The organism is Candidatus Profftia tarda, assembly GCF_904848675.1.
Lineage (GTDB): Bacteria > Pseudomonadota > Gammaproteobacteria > Enterobacterales > Enterobacteriaceae > Profftia > Profftia tarda.
In genome coordinates, this window is the sequence record NZ_LR890047.1 from 465,240 (window position 1) to 488,075 (window position 22,836).

Below are 22,836 nucleotides of genomic sequence, written 5' to 3' on the forward strand. Positions count from 1 at the left end.
TTCACTATGTTTGATGCTTTTTCTTATCACTCTTGTGTAGGCCACGTTTCTCAAGGCCGTGGTATATTAGTTGTTGTTGCAAGATAGTAACTAAATTACTGATTATATAGTACAGGACAAGACCTGATGGAAACCACAAGAAGAATAAAGTAAATACTATAGGCATAAACATCATTATTTTCTGCTGCATAGGATCATTAACTGTTGTTGGTGACATCTTCTGAATAAAAAACATTGTCACACCCATCAGAATTGGCAAAATATAGTTTGGATCTTGTGTAGACAAATCTTGTATCCATAGCATGAAAGGAGCCTGGCGCAATTCTACCGAGCTAATCAACATGTAATAGAGTGCTAGAAATATTGGCATTTGTATTATTAATGGTAGACAACCGCCAAGTGGGTTAACTTTTTCTGATTTATACAATGCCATCATCTCTTGACTCATACGGTGTTTGTCATTACCGATGCGGTCGCGCATAGCTGACAATTTGGGTTGCAATATACGCATTTTAGCTATGGAAGTGTATTGAGCTTTAGTCAATGGGTACATGATCCCACGAACAATAAAGGTAATAAGGATAATTGAGAATCCCCAGTTTTTAATAAAGCCATGAATGGATTGTAGCAGTTTAAATAGCGGCTGAGATATGAACCATAGCCATCCGTAATCTACGGTAAGATCTAAGTGTGATGCCACAGCAGCCATACTACTCTGTATTTCGGGTCCGATCCAAAGAATTGCCTGCAGGTTTTTTTCGGTGCCAGGCTCAATGACAACTGGGGCAGCGTTAAATCCAATAGTTGATAATTTATTATCTGTATTTGTGGTATAAAAATGATTGGCACCTCTAGTTTGTGGAATCCATGCAGTAGCAAAGTACTGTTGCAACATAGCAATCCAACCAGATTTAGTAGTGACATTTAATCGCTCTTCATCATCAAAATCATATTTTTGATATTTATCGTTAGTTGAAGAGTATGCAGCGCCACGGAAAGTATGTAAGGCAAAGTTGCCGCTGTTATTATCGCGGTGTTTTGGCAAATTAATAGATTGTTGCAACTGACCAAAGAGAGTTACATGAAGCATCTTTGTGCTATTATTCTGAATTTGATGGTGTACACAAATATCATAATGACCTCGTTTTATAACAAATATTTTTTTGTATAAAACGTTGTTTTTCGACTTATATGTTAATGGAATGATCAGTTCCTCTTTATCTCTAACTAATTCAAAATGATCTTGATCAGTAGTGTATAGGGGTCGTTCATCGTTATTTAGATTATCTGGGCCATCCTGAGTATTAAAACCGCTGTTAGCCTGATATATAAAATCTGGAGTGGTCTCTAAGAGCTGAAATGGTTTCTCAGAACCTAAGCTAGCTGGGTATAACAATAAACTAGCTTCTTCTATATCACCACCTAATGTATTGATGATTAAAGACAGAACATCAGTCTTAACTTTAATAAGTTTACCCTGCCTACTTCTAGACACAACAAACTCATTTGATTTATCTGCTGTAATAATACGCTCTGCCTGACTTGTAGGATTCTGATTGTTATCTGCTTGCCATGTTTGCCAAATAATAAAAGACACGAATAGCATAGCTATGAGGAGTAGGTCGCGTTGCGAATCCATCTTTAATGTTCTCTGTTATCTTCTAGTTTTGGCGGTACGGGATCATAACCACCTAGGTTTAAAGGGTGGCATTTTGATAAGCGTTGCAGTGTCAGAAACGTTCCTTTGATCACTCCAAATAATCTCAATGCTTGAATGCTATACTCTGAGCATGTTGGTCTAAAACGACAATTTTTTCCTAGTACTGGACTAATAAAAATCTGATACATGCGTATTACCCTAATTAGGATACGCGAGCTTGCCGACAATGACGGAGCCATAACTTTTCCAAAATATTTATTAGTTCCTGATTATCGAGCGTTTGACCTCCTTTTCTAGCAATGACTACAAAATCCATGGCAGGAAGAGAATGTTGGCGTAAACGGAAATGCTCTCGTATTAAACGTTTGATCCGGTTTCGCTCATGGGAACGTTTGACACATTTCTTAGAAACTGTCAGCCCAACGCGGGGATACCCAAGGTTATTCATGCGACCAAGTATGATTATTTGAGGACTACTAGCTCGTTGCGGTTCCTGAAAGACAAAATTGAATTGATGAGGAGTGAGCAAACGAAACTCCCTAGGAAATGCTAGCGTGATCACAAAGGTATGCTCTTTATTACTTGGAAACAGTCAGACGAACACGGCCTTTTGCACGACGGCGGGCTAGAATCTGACGACCATTTTTAGTTGCCATGCGAGCAAGAAAGCCGTGTGAACGGTTACGTTTCAATAATGACGGTTGGAAAGTTCGTTTCATGGTTATTGCAATCCAAAAATTTAATAATGCTTAATTAGGCAACGAGTTTCTTGACTCAACGTGAACAGAACAAATGACGTCTTAATAACATACATCACAAAGATTAAAGATTGTAATAATTGAAAGTTGCTGAGTCAATTATGATTATAAAATAGTTTAATAAATTCTGCTAAAGAAAAAACTTAACCATATCTGACCTTGTAATACCTCTAGAGACGGATACTATTTAGTAATTTCTCCGAACACTAAAGTCTTAGTCTATCACTCAATTACTATTGATACAGCTTATTTAAGCTAAATTTATTTTTTAGTTAAGATAAAATAAATGCATCTAATGAGAATCTTAGATGATTTTTAGAAATATTCAGCAATAGGATGCTACTTATTTAGTATACCTAAAATAATTAGTGATTGGTACATATAAAAAGAAGAAGTCTAATAGACATCATGGTCATCAAATGTAATATGTCTAAATAAAGCATATAAATATGCTTATTAATAACAAATAATATTTCTAATTTTTGTTAGAGACGGAGAAGAACTTTTCTTAATTTAAACTTAGTATTTGCATCGAGATTATAAAATAGAGTTAAAATTATATTTATCATTGACTGTGATTTTTTAATGAGGACAATCATATGAAGAATTGATATTTTAGGTTTTGACCTGATCCTCAAAAGATTGATTAGGTTGAAATAAAATAGTAATTATTAGAGTTAGAAAATTTTTGATAAAATAGATAATTAGGCGAATCATATTATAATATGATGCTCTATAATAAGATTATACAGCATTGTTACGATTCATTTAATAAATTTTTTTAAAGGTATCTTTGTATTATAAAATACCTAATAGAAATTAGTATTATCGTCTAATAAAAAAGATGAATGTTTCTTATAAAACAAACCTTACAATATTTATATAATATACTTGATTATATCAATCATTGGGTAAATTTAATCCAAAAAGATTACTAAAATTATCCGTAGTTTGTTTCGCGAGAACTTCTATTGGCACATCCCTTAGAAGAGAAAGATGTAAGGCAATATCCCGCAGGTAGGCTGGCCTATTCTGTTTTCCACGGTGTGGTACAGGAGCTAAATAGGGAGAATCAGTTTCCAGCAGTATGCGATCGGCAGGAACATATCGTGCTACCACTTGCAACTCATCTGCATTCCGGAATGTTATAATTCCAGAGAACGAAATATAGCAGCCCATATCTAGCAGTTTGCGAGCGGTTTCCAGGTCTCCAGTAAAACAATGTAGTATCCCACCGCACTCATATATCTTCTCTGCAACTAAAATCTCTAAAGTGTCCTTACAAGCATCACGCATATGAATAATCACGGGTTTATCTAGTGCCTTGCCAACGCTGATGTGCCGGATAAAAGAATCTTTTTGTAAAGTAATATTATCCTTATTGTGGCAGAAATCTAAGCCGGTTTCACCAATAGCAATTACTTCTGGACTACTTGAATACTGATGAAGTTCTTCGTAATTATAACTATTGCTTACATTTAGCGGGTGAACACCACAGGAAAATGCTACATTATTGCGTTCACCAATCTGCTGACGCATCTCGAGATATCCGGGTATTGTGGTCGCAACCGTCATTACAAAACCTACGCTCTGATCTTTTGCATCCTCTAAAATATTATCTATACTTGTTGGAATATTTTTATCATTCAACTCATTTAAGTGGCAATGGGAGTCAACTAAATACATAATTTATAACCTATAAAATAATTAGCTACGTGGTTCGTTCCCAGATTTATCAGAACAAGAATCGCTCCATAAACAAAGTTGACGCGTAAGCATGAGTTCACGATTAAGACCAATAGTGGTTAGAAGACGATGTCTACAAAAAATCCATTGTTCTAACTGTTGTTGTAGGATCTTATTAGTATGTACAGATGCCAAATGAGAGATCAATTGTTGCTGGTCTAAATTAGCCAGTGTAGTCTTGATACCAAGATTTATCTTTAGAGCATCTAATAAAAATAGGCATAACCATGTTAGACAATCCCCAAAGTTATCGTGATCCAGGAGCGGTAATAACTGTATCCATTGCTGCTGAGGAATTGTTCGTTTTAATCCTAGAGCAAGCTGCATGCGTTGTGTCCACATGTTAGTTGTAAGTACTTTGAATGCAGCAACTGGTGCACCGGCATTTAAACGTAATGCAGTACGCATACTAAGCTCATGGCCCGGTCGTTGAGAATTTAACCAATGTAGAGCATACTCTTCTGTAGGAGTAGGTATATGTAGATAAAAACATCGACTGCGCAACGTTGCGGGCAAATGAGCCGGCTCACGGGTTCCTAGTAAAAAATAGGTTTGGTCTGGGGGTTCTTCGATAGTTTTTAATAAGGCATTTGTAGCTGCTTCCGTTAATGTTTCAACTAAGGGCAACAGCACTACTTTTGTCCCTCCTTGATGAGCGTGAAGATAAAGTTTTTCAATAATTTGTCGTATTAGTTCTATACCTATACCAGATTTTCCTGTCTCGGGTTGCATATGATACAAGTCTGGGTAGGTGCCTGCTATCATTAATCTGCAGCTATGACATTTACCACAGCTTTTGTATTCTTGTGTATCTCTGCATATCAACCAACGACTCAGAGCGTAAATCAGAGAATCATCACCGCATCCACCTGATGCATGAAGTAGTATAGCATGATGCCCTCTTCTATATTGATATTGTCTAACTATCTGTCGATAAGGCGCATTGAGCCATGGATACCATTTCATTCGTTTTTTCTTGCCTATCGAACCAAGACTGAAGAATTAAGTAGATATTATTAGTGACCTGGGGCAGAGTCTGTGTTGCATCAATGGTAATAATGCTTTGGTCTGTTTTAGCTAGTTCTATATAACGCTGACGCACACGTTCAAAGAATTTTAAAGACTCTTTTTCTATTCGATCTAATGAACCACGGCTACATGCTCGTTCTAGACCTATTTCTGGTGGTACATCTAAGTATAATGTGATTGCAGGCTTGAAATTACCTAAAACTGTATCGCGTAGTGACTGGATTAACTTAGAATCAATACATCTACCGCCGCCCTGATAAGCCTGAGAAGAAAGATCATGACGATCTCCTAATACCCAATTTCCGCGAGCTAATGCTGGTTTGATAACAATTTCTACCAACTGGACGCGCGCGGCGTACATCATAAGTAGCTCTGCTTTATCGGTAATTTTTTCGTGTTCTAGGTTCCTTTTTAATAATACACGTAGATTTTCAGCTAATAGCGTCCCACCAGGTTCACGTGTAAAAACTGTATCCTTAATACCTCGATGTTTCAGCATTTTAGCTACGTTATCGATTGCTGTCGTTTTACCAGCTCCCTCGAGGCCTTCGATAACTATGAACTTACTTTTCATGCGCGCTCCGTAGTAGATGCAGATAATTGAAAAGTTCTTCATTATGCTTGCAAAATTTATTTTTCAATAATTTTATATTTATAATATCAAAGATAAAAGATAAAAAATATATTTATAGTATGTTTCTAAGATTTGGAAGTATTTAATTTGCTTGTTGTGGAATAGATGGTGAAGGGATTTTGTCATACACAATTACTGCTATTAATCATTTTGTAGGTTAAATTATTATCACATGGCTATGATACCATTACCATGATGGGTATCTTTTGGTTTATACTAAAATTTTAGTATACGGCTGATAAATAATATTTCTTCTTACTTCAGTCAGTTTTACTGCGTTAGTCCGTTTTTTCTCTTTAATTAATTCAATATTTTGCATATGTAATATACTAATTATTATTAGATACTTTCTTATCTGAATCATAAACATTTATATTTTAAGCTACGCTATTTTTCAAGCATAAAGGAAAAGAGAATCAATTATTTTGTTATATTACGAAATAATACTCATCATAACGATGAGCTCTATTCAGTATTCAGTCTAGTATTATAAAATAGTGCTTAATGCAATTACTGTGATAATATTATAGATAAAGTTATATTTTTTGATAATTATAACATTAGGATCTAGCTAATTCAAATTCATATAAAAGTGCTAAAGGTATTCCATTAAATATAATCAGCTTTTAATCTAATTAAATTGTATTATATGCTGCGCTAAAAATTATTTCGTTGATTAAAATATAAGATTATCTTCTATTTATTGTCTATATTTAGAATATTATATAAATTCGTTTAGCAATCTCTGTCTTTGCTATAGCTCTTTTTTATATAAAACTTTGGTTGGCTGTTTCCTGTGCTTTAATTTTTTGAAAATTATTGATAATAGAAAATATTATCCCTGTTTCTAGCTCTTGAGATATTAATCTTTTTCGTTATATGGATTAGATCTAGTTTAATTTGTATTAATCTTATAAGCTTAGAATCTAAATTCTATCTTATGAAGTAATTATAGAAAGACTAGCATTTTCTATAAAATATTAGCATATTATATCGTCGCTGATTCACCTCTTGTCTTTGCTTCCGCTCTAGCAGAGCCTATTTTTAGTGACATTATCTTTATATAATAATAGCCTAATATAAGATTTCATCGTTTATGCTGTTCTGGAGGATATAATCCTTAATAAAGGATCTTTTGCAGGGGTTATTATATTGACTTGAAATCCTGGTTTTATAAGACTTGAGTTTTGGTTTTTAAGTAATATAAAAATGTAATTTCCTACTTTATTTTTTTGTTCTAATTTTACCGCTTGCTTCTGACTAATTACTTATCAATGATTGAACTAGAACAAATAAATATCATCACTTGAAAATAAATTCGCCTCTTCTATCAGCGCTATGAGCGACAGGTATTAATGTATTATTCATGATTAATATAACACCTATTTACTATATATCGTTATACCCAAAAGGAGCGCAAATCTTTTAGGAAGGTTAAGGAACCTTCCTAATCTGCTAATTCCTTATTTTGCATTAATATGTATTAGTTAGCATCATGTACAAGAATTTTTAATAGTATGTACTCCAATAGATTTAGAATATAGGATAAATTACTTGATCCTAGATATTATCCAGAATGAATATTACTTGCAGGAGAGGATTGATGTTATCTCTGAGTAAAGAAGCAGCTGAAGTGCATGAAAGGTTAGAACATTTTGGTTTGGAAAATCCTTTGCGGACGGAATTAGTAGAGCTAAAAATTCGCAAAAACAGTATTAAAGAGCATATTAGAGAAATAATGCTCTTGCTAAATCTAGATTTATCTAACGATAGTTTAGCAGAAACTCCTCAACGTATCGCTAATATGTATATTGATGAAATTTTCTCTGGTCTTGATTATGTAAATTTTCCTAAGATTACAGTTATTGAGAACAAGATGAAAATGGATGAGATGGTCACAGTTCGCAATATCACTTTTACTAGTACTTGCGAACACCATTTTATTACTATTAATGGTCAAGCTAATGTGGCATATATTCCTAATAAATGCATAATAGGTCTTTCCAAGATTAATCGTATTGTTCAGTTTTTTGCTCAGCGTCCACAGGTGCAAGAGCGTTTAACCCAGCAAATTTTAGTTGCATTACAAACTCTGCTCAACAGCAAAAATGTAGCAGTATCAATAGATGCAATTCATTTTTGTGTTAAAGCTCGCGGAGTTAAAGATGCAGCTAGTTTAACTAATACAATATCGTTAGGTGGGCTATTTAAGTCTAGCCAGACTACTCGTCAGGAATTTTTGCGTACAGCACATTATCATGAATAAGCATCATTATATTCTATATGGAATCGCGTATTTTTTGTGCTTTAATACAGAAGAACCTTCTGTTGGTGGCTAGAATGATTATAAAATAGGTTGTTTAAGTAGACAACTTTTGCATATTTTATGAAGGTTATCACCATAACCAGAGATTATCCTATAGATCTATTTTTTAACATGTTGTTTATAGCTATAATATTTTGGACGGAATTTTTTCTTGTGAAGTAATCATCTAATCTATATTTCGCAGTTATCATACTTCAATATTTATGGATATTTAACTGAAAATAAAAGATATGAATAAAATGAGATTATTCTAATGTTAGAGTCTAAATAATATCTATAAATAATCTATCATGCATAATATTACTACTGTACCCCAGTACTTTTGCACAGATAAAAGTTGAGCTCTACACAGTTATCATAATTATTGTCGATTTTATTGTGTAATGCATTTAGTATTTATTGAAATGCGTGGTCCTTATAATGCATTATATTGCGTAATAATCCACCTTCTTTTGTATTTGTTGTTATTTCTAAGAATGATGCTAACATACTCATATGAAATTTTCAGTCAAGCATTTTCAAGTAATTAGGTAATTAGAACAATATAGCAGAAAACTTGTATTATTTTTTATTTCTTATCTAAATAAAAATCGGAGTTTTAAGTCTTGACGATAAGATGATAGTCTAATATTAGTTACTTTTTATAGAGATCATTAGATAAAATAGACCTCTTGAAAGTCTTCAAAATATGCTGATGATATATCAAGATAAACTAAATTATCTAAAAGATTCTCACGCTGATATATGGCAGTTAAAATAAAGTAAATTCAGATTTTTAAAATTATTTTGTTAAAAATATCTTAATATAAAAGATCATCAAATCTTTTATCAATGATTATAATTGATACTTCTTAAAGTGCATGATCTAATTCCTGATATCATATAAGGAATAGTTTCAAGATTAAATTAAGCGTAATGATTTTATGATAGCCCTATTCTAGTAGCACCCATCTTAGCGTAATAATTTGAATAAAAATCTTGCAATAGTCTTTTGCTCTAGCGCTGCGCTAATCTAATAAACTGAGAAACTATATTTTTAGTTATCCTAGCTAATTATGCTTTTTGTTAAAGTAGTGATTTTGAATATTAATTTTTATTAGGTACTATATTAATATATATATGATAATCGTAATATCATATCTAATGTATTTATTTCTATCAACGACATCTTTTTAGTGAGCAAGAAGATAATATATCTATTGATAGATAGAAAAACTGTTGTCAGTATATATACCTATAATTAGAATAAAGTTGCTGTGTTATACTGAGTATAGATCTCTTTGATATCTATACTCAGTCATACCTATCTATATAATTTTCTTATGAAAAATATAAATACATGTATTAAAAAGGATTGCTATAAATCAGTAAATTATTTTTTTGATCAAATTTGTTATTAAATTCTATTTTTAAAACAACTACTCATAAAAATATAGATCAAGAAATTAATTCAGGTTAAGACAATATTAAGTAATGTCTTAAAAGAGTCTATTTAGTTAATTAATATAGATATTCTATCTAAACTATATTATAGATATGTGATGTCTGAAATGTAGGAATATTATGATACTATTGCTCGCAATCTGCGAGATTTTATGGCTAATTTCACTAAATATCAATCAGCCCATAAGCGAATATAATGATGAATTACATAAAACCAGTGTTAACTCTATTGACTCAAAATGTAGCTTACCGCAATGATCCAACAGCACTTTTTAATCAACTATGCGGAGCCCGTTCATCAACCTTGCTTTTAGAATCAGCTGAAATTGATAATAAAAAAGATTTAAAAAGCCTCTTAGTTATAGATAGCGCATTGCGGATTACGGCTTCAGGTCGTAGAGTAACTATCGAAGCTTTAACAGAGAATGGTCGTAGTTTATTACCCTTATTAGATACAAGGATATCATCAAAAGTTAAAAACGATATTCTCTTTAATAGGCGAGTTTTGCACTTTCCTGTTATTGAAAATATTCAAGATGAAGATGCTCGCTTAAAATCATTATCAGTATTTGATGCCCTTCGTACTTTATTAAGACTAGTTGATGCTCCGGTGCAGGAGCGTGAAGCGATATTTATTGGAGGACTCTTCGCCTATGATCTTGTTGCAGGATTCGAGAATCTTACTGTATTAAGTAGCGATAAGAGACATTTAGATTTCTGCTTTTATATGGCGGAAACCATGCTAGTTCTAGATCACAAACATCACACTGCTCGTTTACAGTCATCGATTTTCGGAAATAACCAGGAAGAAACCAAGCGCTTGCAGGAGCGCTTGCAACAGTTAACCAAGGAGATGCAATATGACGCTGAACCCATAGAGCATCCTCATGTTGAAAAAATGCAGTTGAATTGCAATTTAAGCGACGAAAATTTTAGAAATGTAGTTAGTAAATTACAGAAAGCAATTAGTATCGGTGAAATATTTCAGGTAGTTCCTTCACGTCGTTTCACCCTTCCATGTCCTTCACCTCTGGCGGCCTATCACACATTGAAGCACAGTAACCCAAGTCCTTACATGTTTTTTATGCAGGATAAAAATTTTTCTTTATTCGGTGCATCACCAGAAAGTGCATTGAAATATGATGTGACTAGCCGCAATATTGAGATATATCCGATTGCAGGCACCAGACCACGTGGACTCAACGCTAATGGAGAACTAGATCATGATTTAGACAGCCGCATTGAACTGGAAATGCGCACTGACCATAAAGAACTGGCTGAGCATTTAATGCTAGTAGACCTTGCTCGTAATGATTTAGCTCGCATTTGTGAACCAGGATCACGCTATGTTGCTGATTTAACTAAGGTCGATCGTTACTCTTGCGTCATGCATTTGGTATCCCGCGTAGTTGGAATATTACGTCAGGATTTAGATGTTCTACACGCTTATCAGGCTTGCATGAACATGGGTACGCTAACTGGCGCACCAAAAATTCGTGCTATGCAATTGATTTATGAAGCCGAACAAGATCGTCGTGGTAGCTACGGTGGTGCAATAGGTTATTTTACTTCGCATGGCGATCTGGATACTTGCATTGTTATTCGTTCTGCTTATGTAAAAGATGGTATAGCTACGGTTCAGGCTGGCGCAGGCGTAGTAATTGACTCTCTGCCACATGCTGAGGCAGAGGAAACCCGTAATAAAGCTCGTGCAGTTCTGCAGGCTATTGCTACTGCTCATAATGTGAAAGAGGTATTCTAATGACTGATATTCTTCTTCTTGATAATATCGACTCTTTTACCTATAACTTGGTCGATCAGCTTCGTTCTAATGGACACCATGTAATTGTATATCGCAATCACATACCATTAGAAATCATTATTAATAAAGTAACTGAGATGGAAAATCCAGTGCTAGTGTTATCTCCTGGTCCTGGTAATCCATCTAATGCAGGCTGTATGCCTGCATTACTGGGTTTGATGCGTGGTAGATTACCCATTATTGGAATCTGTCTTGGTCATCAAGCTATTATAGAATCTTACGGCGGGCAAGTATCACAAGTAAGTGAAATACTGCACGGTAAAGTATCACTTCTAGAACATGATGGCATAGGAATGTTTAGTAGTTTTCCTTCTCCGCTTGCTGTTGCGCGATATCATTCTCTAGTAGGTAGCCGGATCCCCACCGGATTAACAGTGAATGCCTATGTTAATGACATGGTTATGGCAGTTCGCAATGATAAAGATCGTGTATTTGGATTTCAGTTTCATCCAGAGTCAATTCTTACGACGCAGGGTGGGCGCTTACTTGAAGAAACTTTAAGATGGGCTTTATTGTAAAATAATTAACATTTATAATTAATAAATTTATTACTAATAACAGTCAGTGGATTTGATCGAATATCTAATTTATGATAAAACCAACTTTATATCATGAGAATGTGCATAAAATAAAGTGCGCTCTATAACCTGCGTTATAGAATATTAGGGTCTTTAGACAACTTGTCTTATAGGGCATAGTGTTTATTTTGGTGTAATAAAAATATGTTAGTTATTGCATTAATTGAGCAGTCAGATGACTTCTATGCAAAAACAGTGAATTGTCTAGCTTTTAAAAACAATTAATCAAGTATTTCTTGACGTGATTTCTCTTGCATCTAAGACGTGTAAAAGTTATGCAAACTTAATAAAAGTTATAAAAATTTATTATTATCTTCTCTCTTCTGTCTGTGTCGAGATTGACGGAAAACGATAAACATAATGTGGATAAGATAATAAATTACTGAAGATCTTATGCAATTGTAGGTCTATAGTCTGTCATAATAAATATTATATTAGATACAGAATATTATCAATTTATAGATGAGTGATTTGTGTTCTGATAAATAGTAATAATATTGCGTAATTATATTTCTGATTTTGGATAAAATAATTAAGTATTTTAGCTCTAAATAATAAATAACTAAATAAAGATAGCATTCCTTATCTAATCTATTAAATGATTTGCATTAAAATAACTATAGATATTTATGATTTAGTACTTGAATACAATATCCAATAAAAACTTTTAAATATTTTTAATGCTATAATTACACTTTACTAAAGTATTGTGTATTAAATAAAATTATTCTCTTAAATTAGTTGTGAATTTAGCGGGGGATATTAAACAAATTACTTAATATAATAATATCTTTATAAGATATATTTTCTGATGCCAATTAAAATTTTATGCTTACAAGATAACTAGCTTAATAATGCTTAAGCTCTTTAAGAGAAACGGACGGTTTAAATGTTCATATGCATTATAGTATAAAATAAATCAATTTTTTATGCATATTTTCTTCATATATTAAGCTAATGTATATCAATAATGTAGTAAAAATATTTTTGACATATTAATTATGTATTTATTCTATATTTATAATAAAAATTAAATTTTTTAAAAACATTACTATTAAGGACAAAAAGATGTATACTTATTTTATTCTATGCTTAAAATAAGTATACATATGATTTTTAAGATATAGCATCTCTTCATAGAAAACCTTATTTCATTTATTATGATTATTTATATCTTTTTATAACGTCAATAAATTTATATAGTAATACATTAATAAACAGAAGACAAATTTAGCACAGAAATTGCAGAGGATGTTAATATTTTGACTTATTAAGCCCTTGGTGCATCATTACGAGAGAGCAGAATAATAAATACTAATATTTATATGAAGAATTAATGGTTTTATGAATTTCTTTTGATCATTATTATAAAATAAAATACTTTGTTATTATATTTCGGGTTATAACTAAGAAACTGTTATGAACAAAGTATAAATTTGATATTATGTATCTTATTTGATTTCACTAAAAACTATTTCCATTTCAATATATAGCTCTAAAATAATATTTAACGGCATAATTTTATAAATTATTTATGAGCTGTTTTACTCATATCTTTCCGTTATAGTTAATGTATAATATACTTTAACCTGAATATACTGATATTCTAAGAAGTGCTTATATAAAGATTTTACTCACTATAGATCGATAAATATTGTTGTTTGGACAAAACAATATGCTTTATAATAATCCCTTATTTTATGAGCTTATCCGACTGCGTAGTTCAAGGAGAGCTCCATGAATTATATTAAAAAAATAACTATGCATATAGTTCAACAAGAACTTCAATTTTTTTTGAAATATATTTCTTGCTTCATCATGAAGTAAGAAATAGCTTAAAGAGAAATCATAAAATATAATAGATGTTTTGCTTGTGACATATTAACTCATATAGAGCAAATCAAATTTATAAATTATTCTTTTGTACACTTACTGTAATTAACTAACTAGAAAATTATAGAGCAAAATAAATCTTTATTATTATGTCTAATAAGTTCTAATATATTCTGAGAATCTTGCACGGTTAATTAGTGCACCTCTGATCTTCAGGGGGTATATAATACCAAGTATGTAACTATATAAAATACCTTAATCAAGCATAAAGAACACAAATGATCTTGATATTTTCGTAGAGCATATTTGTAAATAACTTTTAAAAAATATTTATCTTCATTGTATCATATTTATTGATATAACAAGATGTTTATACAAAAGATATTCTACTAATTTAGTATGACAACGATAGTAAAACAGAGTCGATATTAGGCGATGTATTAGTCATATTTCTTAGTGAAAATAATTTTTAGTATGTCTTTGCGGATCTGTTAAATATAACATGTATGATCTAAGAAATAATATTGCTTAAAATAAGGCTAATAAGAATTATGGTATATAAACGCAAGTATTATACTCAAGAAGACCTCGAAGCATGTGGGCGTGGTGATCTATTCGGTGCTAGCGGTCCACCATTGCCATCAGGCAAGATGCTTATGATTAATCGTGTTGTAAAAATGTCTGAACATGGTGGTAACTACAATAAGGGATATGTAGAAGCTAAATTAGATATAAATCCTGATCTATGGTTTTTTGCTTGCCATTTTATTGGAGATCCAGTAATGCCAGGATGTTTAGGTTTAGATGCTATGTGGCAACTAGTTGGTTTCTATCTTGGATGGCTTGGAGGTGAAGGGAAGGGACGTGCTTTGGGTGTCGGTGAAGTGAAATTAACTGGACAGGTACTACCTACTGATAAAGAAGTGACTTATCGTATTCATTTTAAGCGTATCATTAATCGTCGTTTGATTATGGGCATGGCCGATGGGGAAGTATTAGTTGATGGGGTCGTAATATATAATGCATCTGACCTTAAGGTAGGATTATTTAAAGATACTAGCTCATTTTAATCCAACAATATAAAAAAATTTTTTTCTAAAATATGAAAAATTCATTCTAGGATATAACCTGCTATAACTAAAGAATTAGTTAAAGTAAGAAGGTCTCGTACACAGTATATGTTTATTAGACAGTATAGATAATGATCATTCTCTTATGTAGATGCTTAATTCACAAGAAATATGGGTCTTGATATACTCGTGGTAAAATTTATCCCATTGTCCATAATATAATATATGTTGTTTGCGTCACACATGTTATCTCTTTCTTACAGAAGATATGATAATTTGTACAAATATTTTTAGTTATGTAATTTTTTAGTAAGTTAATGTTATCTCAAAATATAGAGATATTTAGTTGATGGTAATCTTAAATTTACTATATTTATCCCATCTGTCTTCAGTGAAGCATTAGTATGATCAAGAATAGTTTCTAAATACTTAATAAAATTGCTTTAACATAATATATACCTCAATTACTGTATTGAAGGCAAGTAAAAACTTGACATAAATATTAAAATCACATTTTTAATATTTAATATCTTCTATCAGTTATATATCACGTCATATAATAAACGTGTCCATATTATGTGAAATAATATACAGATTATTGCTAATTAATTATTTTTATTTCTTTATTTAAGGAAGGAGTATCTGCTTCGCTTAATTTATTTTTCAAAATAAAATACAGATGCATTCTAGATCATTAAGTCATTGAAGTAGATCATGTTATATATCAAACTATTAAACGATATTTTTATCTTAATAAACAGTCTTACAGTAAGGTTTAATATTTTATCTCCAGAATATAGTATGATCCTAAATGAGTTAATGATCTTGAATGACTTAAGGACCATAAAATAATCGCTTTTCTTAACATATTTAATATGTCACTTTTTTCTATTAAATATTTAATGATGTTTATATAGTTGTTCCAATATTATTGGAATAATTTTATATTTTTAATGATTCTTTAATATTAACTTATTTAAATCATAAGTTGAGCATCATTGCTAATATTATTGTTAAATTAATAATACTTTTCTAATATTATTTAAACAATAATAATAACTTATCTCTGATAAATTTATTCTTTAGCAAAAGATAATTTAATGAATAACTAATAGTAATTTTTCTAAAATAATTTTAAGATATTAATCTTATATTTATTTATATACCATTAACTAATAGGAGTATATAGATATATGCTACATGAAATGATACGGTATTTTTCTTAAAATATCATATGTAATAATTAATAATATGCTATCTACCTTTCCGAGAACTTTGGATAAGCAAAATTATTTTTATATCTACTATATGATATATGTATTCCTATCTATAAATAATGATTTTTTAACATAAAATATGCTTACCATAATAATATTGATAAATAAAGAGTTTATCTAGTTTAGATAAATTAAAATATCATGAAACTTGATATCTTTATACCTAAAATTATTATTTCAATTTATCAGGCAAATTACAATATATAAAATATATTATGCCATCTTTAATCGCAAGATATAATATAAAAATATTTTATATCGAAAAGTTCATAATTTCTTCTTAAGATAAATAAATAGTATTTATTATGTTATTAATATTTAGTAAATAATGGTCGAGAGATACTACTGGCTGCATGGCTACCCTTTAGAGTTGCTTGTAAATATTATTATTATAACAGGCTCTAAAAATAAATATTATTAAATATAAAAAATAGATGAACTATACCATATACCTATAATGAGGCAAAGCCTGCATTCTTCAAGATTGATTTAGTAACAATAAGAACTATTGTGATATTAATATATTTTTATTTAGAAAAACATTCTTTATTGTTATCAGCATAATACTATTTAATTATCTATAAGATATTAAATATCTTATGATCAATAATAATTTATATTAGATTATTTTATAACAAAAGTGTAGCGATTAGTCAAAGCTCAAAGAGTATGATTGTGATGTATATCATTAAACTTTTTTGATAATATACTAACTTAGTATGTGCTTACATATAATTTCATATCTCATAAATATAGATAAATTGCTTGTTTAAATTAAAATAATATATTATTTTAATTTAAATTTTTTAGTAGTCGTATATACTTTAATAAGTTAATGTTAATGACTATAATTTTCTTATCATACCTTATCATATAATTTCTCTATATCATTTACTGAGTAGTGTAAGCAGTAGGCTTTTATTATAAAAAATACAGCAGTAATCACTTCTATATGTTTTACATGTTGGTTTGCATTAGATTATTTTTGATCAGTTGAAACTCAGCCCAGATTGGTGCATGATCAGATGATTTCTTCATGCCATGAATTTCATAGTCAATCCCTGTATGAATGCAGCATTTAGCTAATCTCTGGGTTGCCAATAGCAAATCTATACGCAGGCCACGATTTTGATCGAAGCCTTTTGATCGATAGTCAAACCACGAAAACTGATCGTTGCATCTAGGATGTTCTTGCCGATAAGTGTCAATAAGACCCCAATCTTTGATTTGATTCATCCAATAACGTTCTTCAGGTAAAAATGAGCATTTTCCTTTATTGAGCCATTTTCTACGGTTCTCTTCGCCAATACCGATGTCACTATCAGTAGGACTAATGTTCATGTCTCCCATAACAACTACTTGTCCTTCTGGATTCTGATTAGTCTCAAGATAGTTTTGAAGATCTTGATAAAATTTGCGTTTTGCTGGAAATTTTATCATGTTATGACGATTGTCGCCCTGCGGAAAATAACCGTTTATTATTGTTAGTATTCCGGTTGGAGTGCTCATATCAGCCATAATAATACGGCGCTGTTCCTCTTGTTTGTCATATGGAAAACCTTTACGTACTTCTAATGGCTGTTCTTTAGTAAGTAGTGCGACTCCGTAATGTGCCTTTTGACCATAATAAAACATTTGATATCCTAAATATTCTAAATCGGATACGGGGAACATATCATCGTGAACTTTTATTTCTTGTAGACCAATTATATCAGGTTGATGTTTATAGATGATGGCCTCTAATTGATGCTTGTGAGCACGCAATCCGTTGATATTGAAAGAAATAAACTTCATTAGTATATCCTATATTCAATAATGATTATTCAGTAAGATTTTTATATGAACAATATAGATATATGTTGTATGACTTAAATATAATTAAATCAATCTAGATTGATTACATATTCTCTGTATTCTACAAAATTTAAATTTGTATATTTCCTAAATCACTGATGGCTTGTTAAGCTTATCACTTTTTGTAGGTCATTTTATGCATTACTATTGTATGTTTTAGTAGATCTTCTGATAATAGATATATAATCTAAATATATTCTTATTGTCTTTCAGAGAAAGAGGATATTTTTAAATACAATAAGATTAGAATAAAACATAATTAATTTGAAATACTTTATATGTAATCTTATTTTTTAAATAAAGTAGGCTACGTGTAGCTAATGGCTATTATATTGATGTAACTTTTTTATAAAGATAAAACTGATTATTTGCAAAAATAAAATATGAGATATTTTAATTTTCATTACAGCACTTATTTCTTATCTGCATGTCTATTATTTCTGTTTGTAGTATTGCTGCGCGCTATCTATCTAGTTATAATAATATTAAGTGCATTGTTATGTTATCTTATAGTAGTATCACATCTTCATCTAATATAAGAAATAATATTACTCTTATCTTAAAAGAATCAACTCTTTAAAAGAGATCCTTCATCTCTCGCAGTAGAGCAAAAATTTTCCAAGCACTATCTGGTCTATTGCTACAGGAAATATTAAGCTCTAAATCATTGTCATGACAGCGTAGAAAAGGATTAATATCTTTTTCTAATTTTAGAGACGAAGGTAACGTAGGTTGGTTTTGAAATCTTAAAGTTCTAACTTTTCTCTGATATTCTTGAATAGATTTATTTTTTGATAAAACAAATCTAGCAAATCTAAGATTAGATTCTGTATACTCATGAGCGCAGCAAATCAATGTATTATTTGGAAGCCGAGCAATGATTTGTAAGGATGAATACATTTGCTGTGGTGTACCTTCTAAAATACGTCCACAACCTGCAGAAAAAAGTGCATCTCCACAAAATAAATATGGTACCGCATAGTATGCAAGATGTCCTAAAGTATGCCCTGGTACATATAAAACCTGAAATATAATATCTAATGCAATAATTTTATCATTTGCTAGCACTGGGCTAGTACATCCTTTATTTAGAGTTTCTAAGGGACCATAAACAGGAATATTCGGATACTGTTCTAAAATATCATATACGCCTCCTACATGATCATTATGATGATGAGTTAGTAGAATTGTTTTAGGGGTAATATTATTTTTTGTGAGATAGTCTAAGACTGGTCTAGCTATACCGGGATCAATTATTATACTCTCACGTTGAAGATTAGATAGCACCCAAATATAGTTGTCTTTCATAGCAGGAATAGCGATTAGAGTCATCATATCTATAGTTCTTAATATAATTATTCTATAATAAATAGAAGATACTAGTGGTTATATATACTATGATTTGATATATGGTATTATCATACTTCCTTAGAATATCTTTTTCTAATTATATGCTAAAATTTTAGTAAACCTCTGTTGTCAGAGAGGATACATATAAGTCATAGTAATATTACTATGACTTACCTATTATCACGAAGTAAAATTATGTTCTTTCGTTGTACATATCCTAAATTTTTAACGATCTTCAGCGTACTTTACCATAATTAGACTTCTTTTAATGAATATGCATAATGAGTATTAATAGAATAGTGAATGCTAATATTATATTAGATTCAGTAAAATGATAATTTATTAAGGTGAATGATACCGCACAATATCCTTGATTTTTATTTTAACATGTATTCAATTCGGATTTACAATGAATTAATTATAAATGAATTTATAAAATATTTGCTAAATTCTTGCTTGATATTTATTGCATCTTTATAATAAAAATTATCTCGTTTGTTGTCCCTACAAAAACCTGATTGTTAAAACATAATAATTTTATCGCCGATATATCTCATTTTTTAAGAATGGGTTATAGAGTCTAATTTTTAGACCGTTATACCCAATAAATTTTTATTATTTTATATTGATCTTACGAAAATATTTAATTTCTATTATAATAATTATTTGATATTCGCAACTGTCATAAAATGACATATCTTTGCCTTATATTTAATTGAATTAATATTTCATATTATTATTCAGCCATTGCATCAATCACCACTAAATAATAAAAAATTATTTTGCTAGATCTTAAGCAGTATCTAACTTTTTATAAACATTAAAATTTTATCTTATCATTTTATGTATTTATTTTGAATTTAGTATTTATAACTTGATTCTAAAATCAAGTTATAAAATTCTTAACGTATATCGAGTTTAATAATAATCATCAATTCTATGTTTCTTATCTGTAAAGATTTTGTATCCTCTTAAATACCATATTATCTAATATTAGTTATCTGTTTTCTAGTTGATAGCCAATATCTTCCTTTTCTGGGCAACCAGCTGCTGTGCGCGCTAGCTCGTCGCAGCGTTCGTTATTAATATAGCCTGCGTGTCCTTTGATCCAGACCCATTTAATTTTATGTGCTCGAATAGCTATATCGAGACGTTGCCATAAATCTATATTTTTAACTGGTTTTTTGTCTGCTGTTTTCCAGTCGCGCTTTTTCCAGTTATGAATCCACTCAGTGATCCCTTGACGCACATATTGGCTATCACTATACAAAACTACTGAGCATGTTTCTTTAAGTTTTTCTAATGCTACGATTGCCGCCATCAACTCCATTCGGTTGTTCGTGGTTATATAGTAGCCAGAGCTCAAAGTTTTTTCTTGTTTTTTATAGTGCAAAATAGCACCATAGCCACCTGGGCCTGGATTACCTAAACAAGAACCATCAGTGAAAATCTCAACCTGTTTTGTCATAATCTATTAGGTTAATTCGTGGTAAACACCTGAATCTTTATAGAAATTTATATTTTAAATACAGGACAATAATAGTATAGATATTTGAGAAAAAGAAACGCACTATAGCAATAATCCAGGGATACAAGATAAAATATACTAATAGTAAATTAAAATTTGTTTGGTATTAGTTTTATATCGTTATCTCTTATATTTTATATTGTCTTTAAATTTTTTGTAATTATAGTGTAAATAATTTTTATCTGTTTGATAAAAAACTTTTTCTGAAATTTTATAAATTGTAAAAACAGTTTATTGATTATTCCCGAGTACATAATAAATCATCAATAGTTTGATAATAATATTTATGACCTATAAATTTCTTTGCTTAATAGTTCTCTTCTAAGAAAGATGTTCTAACATCTTATTTCTATTACTCATACTTGAATAATACTTATTAATTAGCACGAAATTATAGCGGAATATTATAGAGTTTATTTATTTGGTTTATATTAATACTTTAAAAACACTTAATTTGCGTTAGTAGTATAGATTTTTCTGTTTGCGAAGACATATATAAATTTTAGTCTATTGATGAAATAAAATATTATCAGGAAATATAGTGTGTTAGAATTCTTCAAGAATATGTAAGTGAATGATAAGCACAGAAAAAACACTTGTCTTGGTTTATGAAAAATATAAGCAGCAGTTATTTGCAGTTAAATTAATAATATTTTAAACGTAATATACTAAACGCATAATCAAGATAGAAAATATATAGTAGAAAGCATAGTTTTGAGAAACAGCGAACTATTTAGATCACAGTTTTATTGCATGTCTCTTATATACCATAAGTAAGGATAGCAGTAGTTATAGTTTTATGAGAATTAATAAGTTTTGCTCATATCTTTTGAGTTATCAGTTTAAAGATTTTTTATAATCTATCGTATGAATATAACAGTATAATCATTGAATATAGTATGAATACTATTATGCGTTATTTGTACTGAATTTTTAAAATCATCTCTTAATATACTTTATTAATATATAGTACTTTTAACTCGTTATTTAATAGAATAATTTCTACTTTTAGAAATATACGCTATGATACATTAAAAAAATAAGATGTTATTTCTTCTGATAATTTTAGAAAGGTCTACGCTATTTGCCTATATTATTTTTCAAGACCATTGGCATGTTACTTGAGTAGTATATAATAAAGTTATGATTCTTATAACTTCATGAATATATTTTTCATGAAGAGATCATAAAGAATATATTAAAAAATTGCGGATTGATATAATCCGTGGATTATACTATTTAAAAATCAGGCAGCTCTTGCTAAACCTTTATATTTTCTATTCATAGAGTACTTAGACAAGATGAACACCGTTGCTTCAATGCTTTATCATTTGATTATAATGAACATGCAATGATATTGCATCATTCTTCCGAATCTGTATGAGTTCCATACGCTAAGGCAATGATCGTTCTATAAAAAATTATTTATCTCAATTCATTGCTTATCAGCATTAATCCTTCGAAGGTTTCGTGTGGTTAATTATATAACAATCTATAATAAGATAGGATTTAATAAAATTTTAAAACAAAAAATTTTTGTAGAAATACCGATGTTTTGACTTTTAGTATGTTCTAGATATTAAATAGTTAGTAACGATGCTCAGAATAGATAAAGCCTTATAAGCAGCTTTATTATCTTAGAGAGCAATATTTTAGTATTAAATTTATTCCTGTTTAAACTGCTTTGTACAGTCATAGTATTATGGTGTTTAAGCTGCAATTGCTATACTTATCTTGAACGAAATAAATTCCCAATTTTTAGATTATGGATACTTATTTCACTACAGATAATCATAATACTCACAGGTATTGCTTCTCGTGATCTAATTTTTTTAATAAATAAAAACAAAATATAGATATATTTAGTTCTTTATGAAATTATAGAAGTATATTCTGATATAACTTTTATATTATCTATTTATGTTATA

13 protein-coding genes and 1 pseudogene are annotated in these 22,836 nt (G+C 30.1%); 4 read left to right on the forward strand and 10 right to left on the reverse strand.

Features of this window, described 5'->3' with window-relative positions; translation table 11 throughout:
* Positions 1–4: 4 nt before the first annotated feature.
* The 7 genes from yidC to tmk all read right to left on the reverse strand — a co-directional run bounded on the left by yidC (position 5) and on the right by tmk (position 5,767).
* Positions 5–1,639, reverse strand: a complete 1,635-nt coding sequence (gene yidC / locus KTT71_RS01160; protein ID WP_216782648.1) for a membrane protein insertase YidC — start codon at positions 1,637–1,639, stop codon at positions 5–7.
* Between the two features lie 2 nt (positions 1,640–1,641).
* A complete protein-coding gene (gene yidD / locus KTT71_RS01165; RefSeq protein WP_216782649.1) occupies positions 1,642–1,899 on the reverse strand; it encodes a membrane protein insertion efficiency factor YidD in 258 nt (85 codons plus the stop codon).
* A complete protein-coding gene (rnpA, locus tag KTT71_RS01170; RefSeq protein ID WP_216782650.1) occupies positions 1,863–2,222 on the reverse strand; it encodes a ribonuclease P protein component in 360 nt (119 codons plus the stop codon). Before rnpA ends, yidD begins: the two co-directional genes overlap by 37 nt.
* A gap of 16 nt (positions 2,223–2,238) precedes the next feature.
* Positions 2,239–2,379 (reverse strand): 50S ribosomal protein L34, encoded by a 141-nt coding sequence (rpmH, locus tag KTT71_RS01175; protein WP_216782651.1) that lies wholly within the window; start codon positions 2,377–2,379, stop codon positions 2,239–2,241.
* Between the two features lie 939 nt (positions 2,380–3,318).
* Positions 3,319–4,104 (reverse strand): YchF/TatD family DNA exonuclease, encoded by a 786-nt coding sequence (locus KTT71_RS01180; protein WP_216782652.1) that lies wholly within the window; start codon positions 4,102–4,104, stop codon positions 3,319–3,321.
* Between the two features lie 21 nt (positions 4,105–4,125).
* The gene (gene holB, locus KTT71_RS01185) at positions 4,126–5,130 is read right to left on the reverse strand and encodes a DNA polymerase III subunit delta' (protein ID WP_216782653.1); all 1,005 of its coding nucleotides are present in this window, start codon (positions 5,128–5,130) and stop codon (positions 4,126–4,128) included.
* The gene (gene tmk, locus KTT71_RS01190; RefSeq protein WP_216782654.1) at positions 5,084–5,767 is read right to left on the reverse strand and encodes a dTMP kinase; all 684 of its coding nucleotides are present in this window, start codon (positions 5,765–5,767) and stop codon (positions 5,084–5,086) included. Before tmk ends, holB begins: the two co-directional genes overlap by 47 nt.
* 1,663 nt (positions 5,768–7,430) lie before the next feature.
* Here tmk and folE point away from each other — a divergent pair.
* The 4 genes and pseudogenes from folE to fabA all read left to right on the forward strand — a co-directional run bounded on the left by folE (position 7,431) and on the right by fabA (position 14,899).
* Positions 7,431–8,093: a GTP cyclohydrolase I FolE gene (gene folE, locus KTT71_RS01195; protein ID WP_216782655.1), complete on the forward strand. Its 663-nt coding sequence runs from the start codon at positions 7,431–7,433 to the stop codon at positions 8,091–8,093.
* 1,699 nt (positions 8,094–9,792) lie between these two features.
* Complete coding sequence (locus KTT71_RS01200; protein ID WP_420885582.1) at positions 9,793–11,358, forward strand: anthranilate synthase component 1; 1,566 nt, start codon at positions 9,793–9,795, stop codon at positions 11,356–11,358.
* Positions 11,358–11,927: pseudogene (locus KTT71_RS01205) on the forward strand (glutamine amidotransferase-related protein); the annotation flags it as partial. The gene KTT71_RS01200 and the pseudogene KTT71_RS01205, both read left to right, overlap by 1 nt.
* 2,453 nt (positions 11,928–14,380) lie before the next feature.
* Positions 14,381–14,899, forward strand: a complete 519-nt coding sequence (fabA, locus tag KTT71_RS01210) for a bifunctional 3-hydroxydecanoyl-ACP dehydratase/trans-2-decenoyl-ACP isomerase (RefSeq protein ID WP_216782657.1) — start codon at positions 14,381–14,383, stop codon at positions 14,897–14,899.
* A gap of 2,234 nt (positions 14,900–17,133) precedes the next feature.
* On the opposite strand, the gene xthA is transcribed toward fabA, so the two are convergent.
* From xthA to rnhA, 3 genes are all read right to left on the reverse strand, one after another.
* Positions 17,134–17,970: an exodeoxyribonuclease III gene (gene xthA / locus KTT71_RS01215; protein ID WP_216782658.1), complete on the reverse strand. Its 837-nt coding sequence runs from the start codon at positions 17,968–17,970 to the stop codon at positions 17,134–17,136.
* Between the two features lie 636 nt (positions 17,971–18,606).
* Complete coding sequence (gloB, locus tag KTT71_RS01220) at positions 18,607–19,362, reverse strand: hydroxyacylglutathione hydrolase (RefSeq protein WP_216782735.1); 756 nt, start codon at positions 19,360–19,362, stop codon at positions 18,607–18,609.
* A 1,015-nt stretch (positions 19,363–20,377) separates the two neighbouring features.
* Positions 20,378–20,848 (reverse strand): ribonuclease HI, encoded by a 471-nt coding sequence (gene rnhA / locus KTT71_RS01225; protein ID WP_216782659.1) that lies wholly within the window; start codon positions 20,846–20,848, stop codon positions 20,378–20,380.
* Positions 20,849–22,836: the final 1,988 nt, after the last annotated feature.

Coding starts and splice junctions, on each gene's coding strand:
- tmk (WP_216782654.1), bottom strand. CDS start 5,767: ATGAAAAGTAAGTTCATAGTTATCGAAGGCCTCGAGGGAGCTGGTAAA.
- KTT71_RS01200 (WP_420885582.1), top strand. CDS start 9,793: ATGATGAATTACATAAAACCAGTGTTAACTCTATTGACTCAAAATGTA.
- rpmH (WP_216782651.1), bottom strand. CDS start 2,379: ATGAAACGAACTTTCCAACCGTCATTATTGAAACGTAACCGTTCACAC.
- KTT71_RS01180 (WP_216782652.1), bottom strand. CDS start 4,104: ATGTATTTAGTTGACTCCCATTGCCACTTAAATGAGTTGAATGATAAA.
- xthA (WP_216782658.1), bottom strand. CDS start 17,970: ATGAAGTTTATTTCTTTCAATATCAACGGATTGCGTGCTCACAAGCAT.
- folE (WP_216782655.1), top strand. CDS start 7,431: ATGTTATCTCTGAGTAAAGAAGCAGCTGAAGTGCATGAAAGGTTAGAA.
- yidC (WP_216782648.1), bottom strand. CDS start 1,639: ATGGATTCGCAACGCGACCTACTCCTCATAGCTATGCTATTCGTGTCT.
- fabA (WP_216782657.1), top strand. CDS start 14,381: ATGGTATATAAACGCAAGTATTATACTCAAGAAGACCTCGAAGCATGT.
- gloB (WP_216782735.1), bottom strand. CDS start 19,362: ATGACTCTAATCGCTATTCCTGCTATGAAAGACAACTATATTTGGGTG.
- holB (WP_216782653.1), bottom strand. CDS start 5,130: ATGAAATGGTATCCATGGCTCAATGCGCCTTATCGACAGATAGTTAGA.
- rnhA (WP_216782659.1), bottom strand. CDS start 20,848: ATGACAAAACAGGTTGAGATTTTCACTGATGGTTCTTGTTTAGGTAAT.
- yidD (WP_216782649.1), bottom strand. CDS start 1,899: ATGGCTCCGTCATTGTCGGCAAGCTCGCGTATCCTAATTAGGGTAATA.